Annotated in this window: 5 protein-coding genes and 4 pseudogenes; 2 read left to right on the top strand and 7 right to left on the bottom strand. The window is 63.9% G+C overall.

Features of this window, described 5'->3' with window-relative positions:
- Positions 1–203 (top strand): YrhK family protein (locus tag YO9_RS17840; protein ID WP_016997261.1); only part of this gene is annotated, 203 nt, incomplete at its 5' end.
- A gap of 234 nt (positions 204–437) precedes the next feature.
- On the opposite strand, the gene YO9_RS19955 is transcribed toward YO9_RS17840, so the two are convergent.
- Positions 438–1,199, bottom strand: coding sequence for a metal-dependent transcriptional regulator (locus YO9_RS19955; RefSeq protein ID WP_262925646.1), 762 nt, complete (start codon positions 1,197–1,199; stop codon positions 438–440).
- A 168-nt stretch (positions 1,200–1,367) separates the two neighbouring features.
- Between YO9_RS19955 and YO9_RS0109510 the strand changes: the two are divergent.
- Positions 1,368–2,679: pseudogene (locus YO9_RS0109510) on the top strand (uracil-xanthine permease family protein).
- 60 nt (positions 2,680–2,739) lie between these two features.
- On the opposite strand, the gene YO9_RS0109505 reads toward YO9_RS0109510, so the two are convergent.
- From YO9_RS0109505 to YO9_RS21550, 6 genes and pseudogenes are all read right to left on the bottom strand, one after another.
- Complete coding sequence (locus YO9_RS0109505; RefSeq protein ID WP_016997260.1) at positions 2,740–2,997, bottom strand: hypothetical protein; 258 nt, start codon at positions 2,995–2,997, stop codon at positions 2,740–2,742.
- Between the two features lie 304 nt (positions 2,998–3,301).
- Positions 3,302–3,610: a type II toxin-antitoxin system Phd/YefM family antitoxin gene (locus YO9_RS17830; RefSeq protein WP_095797671.1), complete on the bottom strand. Its 309-nt coding sequence runs from the start codon at positions 3,608–3,610 to the stop codon at positions 3,302–3,304.
- Positions 3,611–3,694: 84 nt separating this feature from the next.
- Entirely contained in the window at positions 3,695–4,021 is a 327-nt protein-coding gene (locus YO9_RS19950) for a hypothetical protein (protein WP_016997259.1), read from the bottom strand.
- Between the two features lie 209 nt (positions 4,022–4,230).
- Positions 4,231–4,482: pseudogene (locus tag YO9_RS19945) on the bottom strand (alpha/beta fold hydrolase); the annotation flags it as partial.
- 125 nt (positions 4,483–4,607) lie between these two features.
- Positions 4,608–5,545 (bottom strand): annotated as a pseudogene (locus YO9_RS0109495) (enoyl-CoA hydratase/isomerase family protein).
- A gap of 136 nt (positions 5,546–5,681) precedes the next feature.
- Positions 5,682–6,733, bottom strand: a pseudogene (locus YO9_RS21550) (serine hydrolase domain-containing protein).
- Positions 6,734–6,769: the final 36 nt, after the last annotated feature.

Genomic DNA, 6,769 nt, shown 5'->3' with positions numbered 1-6,769 from the left:
CTAACCGTGCAGCAGTCCCCGGTGTGATCTTCGTAATCGGCTCGTTCTTGTTCTTCTCTGAGGCGACAATGACCATCGCCACGTGGCTGTTCGTTGTGGGAAGTCTGTTGATGCTCGTCCGCCCAGTGATCCGTTTGGCCCGCCGGACGCACCTCAAGAAGATCAACCCCGGCAGCGATGCGGCCACCAGCAGGGACTTCTGAGCGATAAACATTCCAGTCCGAAAAAGTGCACGTGAGCGGCCCAAAAATGCACTTTTGATAACTGGGATGTCGGGGCTATCGCTCCCACACCGGCTCGTGCGGATCGCGCGCTGACACGCAAACTCTCAGTCATCAAAAAGCCACTTGGACGCGGTCCAGGTGGCTTTTTCGTGCCTCAGATTTGGCGGTGGCTTAAAGCTGACTCAGATCTCGGCGCTAAGCACTAAACCCGCGTCACCCACACCGCTTCAGCAGCGAGAACGCCCATGCTGACCACGGACTGCGGATCGGCAAGGGTGGGCGCAGCAGCGGGAACATCACCAGCACCGTCCCCGCCCCCCGCAACACGGCCATGCGCGCCCGCGGCAATAACAGCGGCCGCAGTCCCAACCACCGACACCGCAACCATCCCCGGTGACCCCGAATCGGGCAGCACCCGCAACCGAGTACCCGGCACCACCCCAACACCGGCCAGATAGCGCAGGTCGCTGGGTCATCATCGGACACCCGCACCACGTCAACGGCCACCGACTTCAGCACATCGACCAGCTGAACGGCGGTGGGCGCGGCGATCACCCCGCTCGGCGAAGGAATCACATCCCCGTGCGGATCCGCGGACGGATGCCCCAGCAGCGCATCGATCCGGTCCAAGAACTTCTCCGAGACGGCGTGCTCGAGCACTTCGGCCTCATCGTGCACCTCGTCCCACGCGTACCCGAGCTTGGTGGTCAGGAACGTCTCCAGCAGCCGATGTCGGCGCACCATGGTCACCGCCACCGAGCGGCCCTCGTCGGTCAGCTCGACCACTCCGTAGGACGGGCGCGTCACCATGCCCTGCGCAGTGAGTTTCTTCAGGGCCTCGGAGACCGTAGAGGCCGCTAGCCCCATGCGTGCGGCCAGGGTTGTGGTGGTGACCTTGTCCGGCGACCACTCGCCCAACTGCCAAATGGTCTTCAGGTAGTCCTGCGTGGAAGAACTGAGCTCTGCGGGTTGCACGTGTCCAGGGTACCGGTCGCCCCGGATTAGAATTTGGCGGGCGGTACTCATTTCCCGGCCGCCCGTCAGACGCCACGCGCCGCTGTCTAGGAGCCTTCATGAGTTCGTCACCGTCCACTCCCCCCCACTAACGACGCCGCTGCCCCCGGTCTCGCAGAACGCCTCGGGTTGGGCTGGCGCCTCCACGGGGACGGACGCACCGTGGCCCCCGGCGACGTCGTCACCCCGCGCGAGCGGCTCGTGTGGCCCCGAACGATCTCGATCGGCGCCCAGCACGTGGTGGCCATGTTTGGCGCGACGTTCCTGGTGCCACTGCTGACCGGGTTTCCGCCTGCGACCACGCTGTTCTTCTCGGGCATCGGAACCATCCTGTTCCTGATCCTGACCGCGGGACGTGTGCCCTCATACCTGGGCTCGTCGTTCGCGTTCATCGCCCCGATCTCCGCGGCCATGAACCAGTACGGCCCCGGAGGCGCGCTCGGCGGCGTGGTCATGGCAGGCATCGCGTTGGCGATCATCGGCGTGATCGTGCAGCTGGCCGGCACCGGGTGGTTGCAGAAACTGATGCCGCCGCTGGTCACGGGCACCATCGTGGCGCTGATCGGCTTCAATCTGGCACCCTCGGCCAAGGCGAACTTCATGGAAGCCCCGGTCACCGCCATGGTGACCCTGGCTCCATCATCCTGATCTCCGTGCTGTTTCGCGGTCTGATCGGCCGCCTGTCCATCCTGTTGGGCGTGGCCATCGGCTACATCACCGCCGTGGTCCGCGGCGAGGTCGATTTCACCGCCATCAACGCCGCGTGGCAGGAACAGGGCCTGTTCGGACTCCCCGAGTTCCACACCCCCGAGTTCCACCTGAGCCTGGCCGGGCTCTTCATCCCCGTGATCCTAGTGCTGGTTGCGGAGAACATCGGACACGTGAAGTCCGTGGCCCTCATGACCGGCGACGACCTTGACCCCTACGCCGGCCGCGCCATCATGGCCGACGGCCTGGCCACCATCATCGCCGGCTCCGGCGGCGGTTCCGGTACCACCACGTACGCGGAGAACATCGGCGTCATGGCCGCCACCCGCGTCTACTCCACCGCTGCTACTGGGTTGCCGCGATCGTCGCGATCCTGCTGAGCATCATGCCCGTATTCGGCGCGGCCGTGGCCACCGTCCCCCAGGGCGTGCTGGGCGGCGCGGCCACGGTGCTGTACGGCATGATCGGCATGCTGGGCGTGCGCATCTGGGTCCAGAACCGCGTGGACTTCTCCAACCCGGTCAACCTCACCACGGCGGCCGTCGCCATGATCGTGGGCATTGCCGACTACACATGGTCCGTGTTCGGCCTGGACTTCGCGGGCATCGCCCTGGGCACCGCCGCGACCCTGGTGGTCTACCACCTCATGGCGTTCATCGCCCGCGTGCGCGGTTCCGTGGGCTCCGACCCGCTGACCCCGGACACGTCCAAGACGCCGTCGCCGTTGGGCTAAATCAGTTGAAGAAGGGCTTGCTCACCATGGTGAACAAGCCCCCACTTCTAGCCCTCGGACTTAGGACCCCTGGTCGCTCCATTTAGCCATGATGAGTTGCTTGGCTTCAGATTCAGACAACTCTTCAATCTCCTCGGCACTCAGGTTCAGTTCTTCACTGAGTGCGCGCCTGAGCCACTCAGGCAATGAACTGGGCGGTGGGGGTTCCTCATTCACCGAGATGTCCTGGAAAAGTCGCCCCATCCCACTAATGACGTCCGCCAGGGGCTTTATCTCTGGCCCGCCGTTAGAACGAAGTTTGGCGATCCGGCCCTTCATTTCTTCGTAGACCTCGGAATCCGAGCGGACTCCTACCGCCCAAACTTCCGAAATTTCGAGAACCGTTGGTCCTCCGGGCTCTTCCTTGACTCGCCACACAATCCTGTAGTGCCGATCACCGACTACAAGTTTCGAAAACCCACCAAAGCGCCAAGTAGAGGTTCCCCTGCCAGTGGCGAGCGCTCCAGCAGGAGCATCTTCTTGAAGAGTGCACGAAGGATAGATGGATCCTTCTTCTTCAAGCGGAATAGATCACTGACTGCGTCTTCTGTCAGCCGTACCACGCAGTGTGAATCTGGAAGATTCACGACCGTGTTGAACCGATTTCAGCAGCCAGCTCTGCTTCGAGTTCTTCGCGAGTAAAGCCAAAAGCCTTCATAGCCTGATCCAGGTCCGTTCTAACTCCTGAATCCGTGGCGAAGCGAGCCATGACCAACGCAGCATCGCGGAGAGTATCCCGATCTCGTCGAAGCTCGTCCATCTCGTCTGCAGAGACCACTTCTGCCACGACTCTGCCGTGCCGCGCCAAAGCGACGTCGTGGCCTTGTTCAGCTGACGACACTAAAGCAGATACGCCGGCACGCGAGGCATCGGAAATCGACAAAGTACTCATGTCCCAAATATACACATTTTTCTACACAGAATTCTAGAGCGCTATCGAGACGCGAACCGGGTCCAAGAGACTGTCGCCTCTGAGCTAACTTCTCGCGCCGCGCTCAACGACGCCGCTCAGCCACCTCTCCAACGCGGGCCACGCATTGCGCCCGGTCGAGCGGCGCACCAGACCGTGGTGTCCCAGCGAGGTGACGCCCAGCTCGCCCGGGGTGAAGGTCCGGCGCTCCACGGTGGTGCCGGTGAGCCGATCGGTGATTTCTTCGATCTGCTCCGGGGTGGCCCAGGGGTCGTCGGAGGCACCCACGGCAAGCACGGGAACAGAAACCTGAGCGGCCCGCGAGACAGCATCCATCGTCGGGTCATCGAAGAAGTAATGCGGTTTCCGCGCCCACTTCCCCCACTCGAGCATGGCGCCGGAGGCATATCCTCCCCGAGCCCGGCTCGACGCCCCGGCATGTACCCGAACACCCGGCACAGCACCGGACCGGCCACGTGGAGAACAGCAGCCACGCGGCGTCGTTCGCCGGTGCCTCGCACGGTGCTGGTGACCCCGGCGTGGGAGGAAATCGTTACGAAACCGGAGAGACCCTCGGTGCCGTAATCGAGGGCGAGCGCATGGGTACCCACGCTGTGACCGATGGCAACCTGCGGCAGGTCCTCAAAGCGCTGACGGACCCACGCAGCCACCGCCGGCACGTCCTGCATCATCCAGTCGCGCATGCGCAGCTTGGGATGATCCTTGGGCTTGCCGGAGCGGCCCGTTCCACGGAAGTCATAGGTCGCCACCGCGTAGCCTCGAGCGGCAAAGTACTCCGCCAGACCACGGTAGAAACGCTCGGGGGTGGCGGTGGCCGGATGAATGGTTAGCACCGCCAAAGGGTCACCATGAGGCAACCACAGCGTCCCGGCCACCGAGGTATCCCCGATGACCGGAATCTGTAGCTGCTCGGTCCGAATGCTCACTCCCGGCTCAGCCGGAGAAGACGAGGACGTGCTCAGAACGGCAGCTCGATCTTGCGCTCCACGACCCGGCGAACTTCGTCCGCGTCCACCTCTGCCACGGTGGCCGGGGACCACTGCGGGTTCTTGTCCTTGTCGACCACCATGGCGCGCACGCCCTCCAAGAACTCCTTGGACTGCGCGGCAACCGTGGCCATGCTGAGTTCGCGTTCCAGGCAGGACCGGACGCTATCGTCCTTGGCTCCCGCATTGAGCAGCTCGAAGACACGAACCAGCGAGGTGGGGCTCATGCCGTCCAGGTCGCTGCCGGCGCGTTCGATAATCGCCTCGAGCGAGTCGCCGCCGTAGGTCTCCTGAACCTCATCCCACTTGGTGATGATCTCGGATGCCGGCGGTTCCTGACCGAACTTGGCAACGGCGGCGTCCACGCCGTCGGAAATGGTCAGCTCCACGAAAGCCTCGGCCTCGGACGAGGAAATATAGGTGTCCGCCAGGCCCAGGCAATGGCGTCCGCACCGTTGAAGCGAGCACCGGACAATCCCAGGTACCGGCCGAATTCCAGCGACGTCTCGCGAGTGCCGTCGGCGGTTTCGCGGGAGACGCGCGGCAAGAAGTGACTGGCTCCGATGTCCGTGAAGAAACCGATTGCGGTTTCGGGCATGGCCATCAGAGTGGTTTCGGAGACGATACGGTGCGAGCCGTGCACCGAGATGCCCATGCCGCCGCCCATTACGATGCCGTTCATCATGGCCACGTACGGCTTGGGGTACTCGGCGATCAGGTTGTCCATCGCGTACTCAGTGCCGAAGGTGTCCTCCACCTCGTCCGAGCGGCCATCCAGGGCTGCCTCGCGGACTTCCTTGATGTCACCGCCGGCGCACAGCGCCTTGGGGAGCGTGGACTGCATAACCACCTGCGTGATGGCCGGATCCTTGGCCCAATCCTGAAGGGCTCCGGCGATCTGGTGGTACATGGAACGGCTCAGCGCGTTGAGCGCCTTTTCGCGCGTGAGCGTGAGCACTCCGGTGCCGCCCACGATTTCTGCCCGGACAAAATTCTCCTGAGATGTGGTCATGGTCACTACCCTATCGAGGCAGGCCTTGGAGAATTCAGGATTCCAATGCTTTACGCAGTGCGCCTAACAGGTCCTTGGCGCGGCGGTCCACGTTTTCCGCAAGCATCTCGTTGGTGTGGAACGAGAAGCCGATCCCGTAGTCCGGCCACGCGCCGTGCAAACAACCGCCCGCGCCGGAGTGCCCGTAGGCCCGCTCAACGGGGCCGTAAGTGCTGATGGGATCCTGCAGCTCGTAGCCCAGCCCGAAACGCAGGGGCCGGTCGTTGACCGCATCAAGCCCCTCGGACCACGTCCGGGTGAACAGTTGACGGGTCTCCGCGGACACCAACGATCCGGACTCCACGAGCGAGTACGCGCGGGCAATCGAATCCGCTCCGCCGATCGCGCCGCCGGAAGCCAAGCCCGCCGCGTGGAATGCCGGCGAGTTGGCGGGAAGCTCCTCCCCCATCAGCGCATCGCCGTACATCCGGTCCACGATGGCCCGCCGTTCCGGGTCCTTCAGGAAGGTACTGATCGCGTAGCCGGGCGCGCGGAACACGGGTGCACGCGCGGCTCCAGAGCTTCCGGCAGTCCCAGGTACAGATCCAGATCGTTGGGTTTCACGATTCGTTCGGCCAGCAGCTGTCCGGCCCGCTTGCCGGTGGTGCGCAGCATGATGGCCTCCACCAGGTATCCGAACGTCACCGCGTGATAGGCGACCTTGGAACCCGGCTCCCACACCGGCTTTTGCTGCGCCAGGATCTCGGAATGAGCGGTCAGGCTGTAGAAGCTGTCCGTGGGATCCGGGTCCGTGTAGATCAGCCCCACGGTGTGATCGAGCACCTGCGCGACGGTCACGTTCTCCTTGCCCGCTGCGGCAAACTCCGGCCAGTACTCGGCCACGGGAGCGTGAACGTCCAGGGCGCCATCGTCCACGAGCATGGCCGCCAGCGTGGCCACCATGCCCTTGGTCCCGGAGAACATGACGGCCAGGGTCTCGTCGGTCCACGGCGTCTCCGCCTGATCATCAGGAGACGAACGCCGCTCCTGCGAACCGCCGTGCAGACGCACTAGCGGCTCCCCGTCGCGGTACACGCTGAAGGACATGCCACCGCACGATTGCCCCAAATGCTGCTCGAAGAT

Origin of the sequence: Kocuria atrinae C3-8 (assembly GCF_000286355.1) — a bacterium.
Lineage (GTDB): Bacteria > Actinomycetota > Actinomycetes > Actinomycetales > Micrococcaceae > Kocuria > Kocuria atrinae_A.
Note: the sequence above shows the minus strand (reverse complement) of the source record. Positions and strands in the feature narration are given on the sequence as shown.

Bases quoted from the DNA above. Each gene is read 5' to 3' on its own strand.
- YO9_RS0109505 (WP_016997260.1), bottom strand. From the start codon at position 2,997: ATGAAGGGCCGGATCGCCAAACTTCGTTCTAACGGCGGGCCAGAGATA.
- YO9_RS17830 (WP_095797671.1), bottom strand. From the start codon at position 3,610: ATGAGTACTTTGTCGATTTCCGATGCCTCGCGTGCCGGCGTATCTGCT.
- YO9_RS19950 (WP_016997259.1), bottom strand. From the start codon at position 4,021: ATGCTCGAGTGGGGGAAGTGGGCGCGGAAACCGCATTACTTCTTCGAT.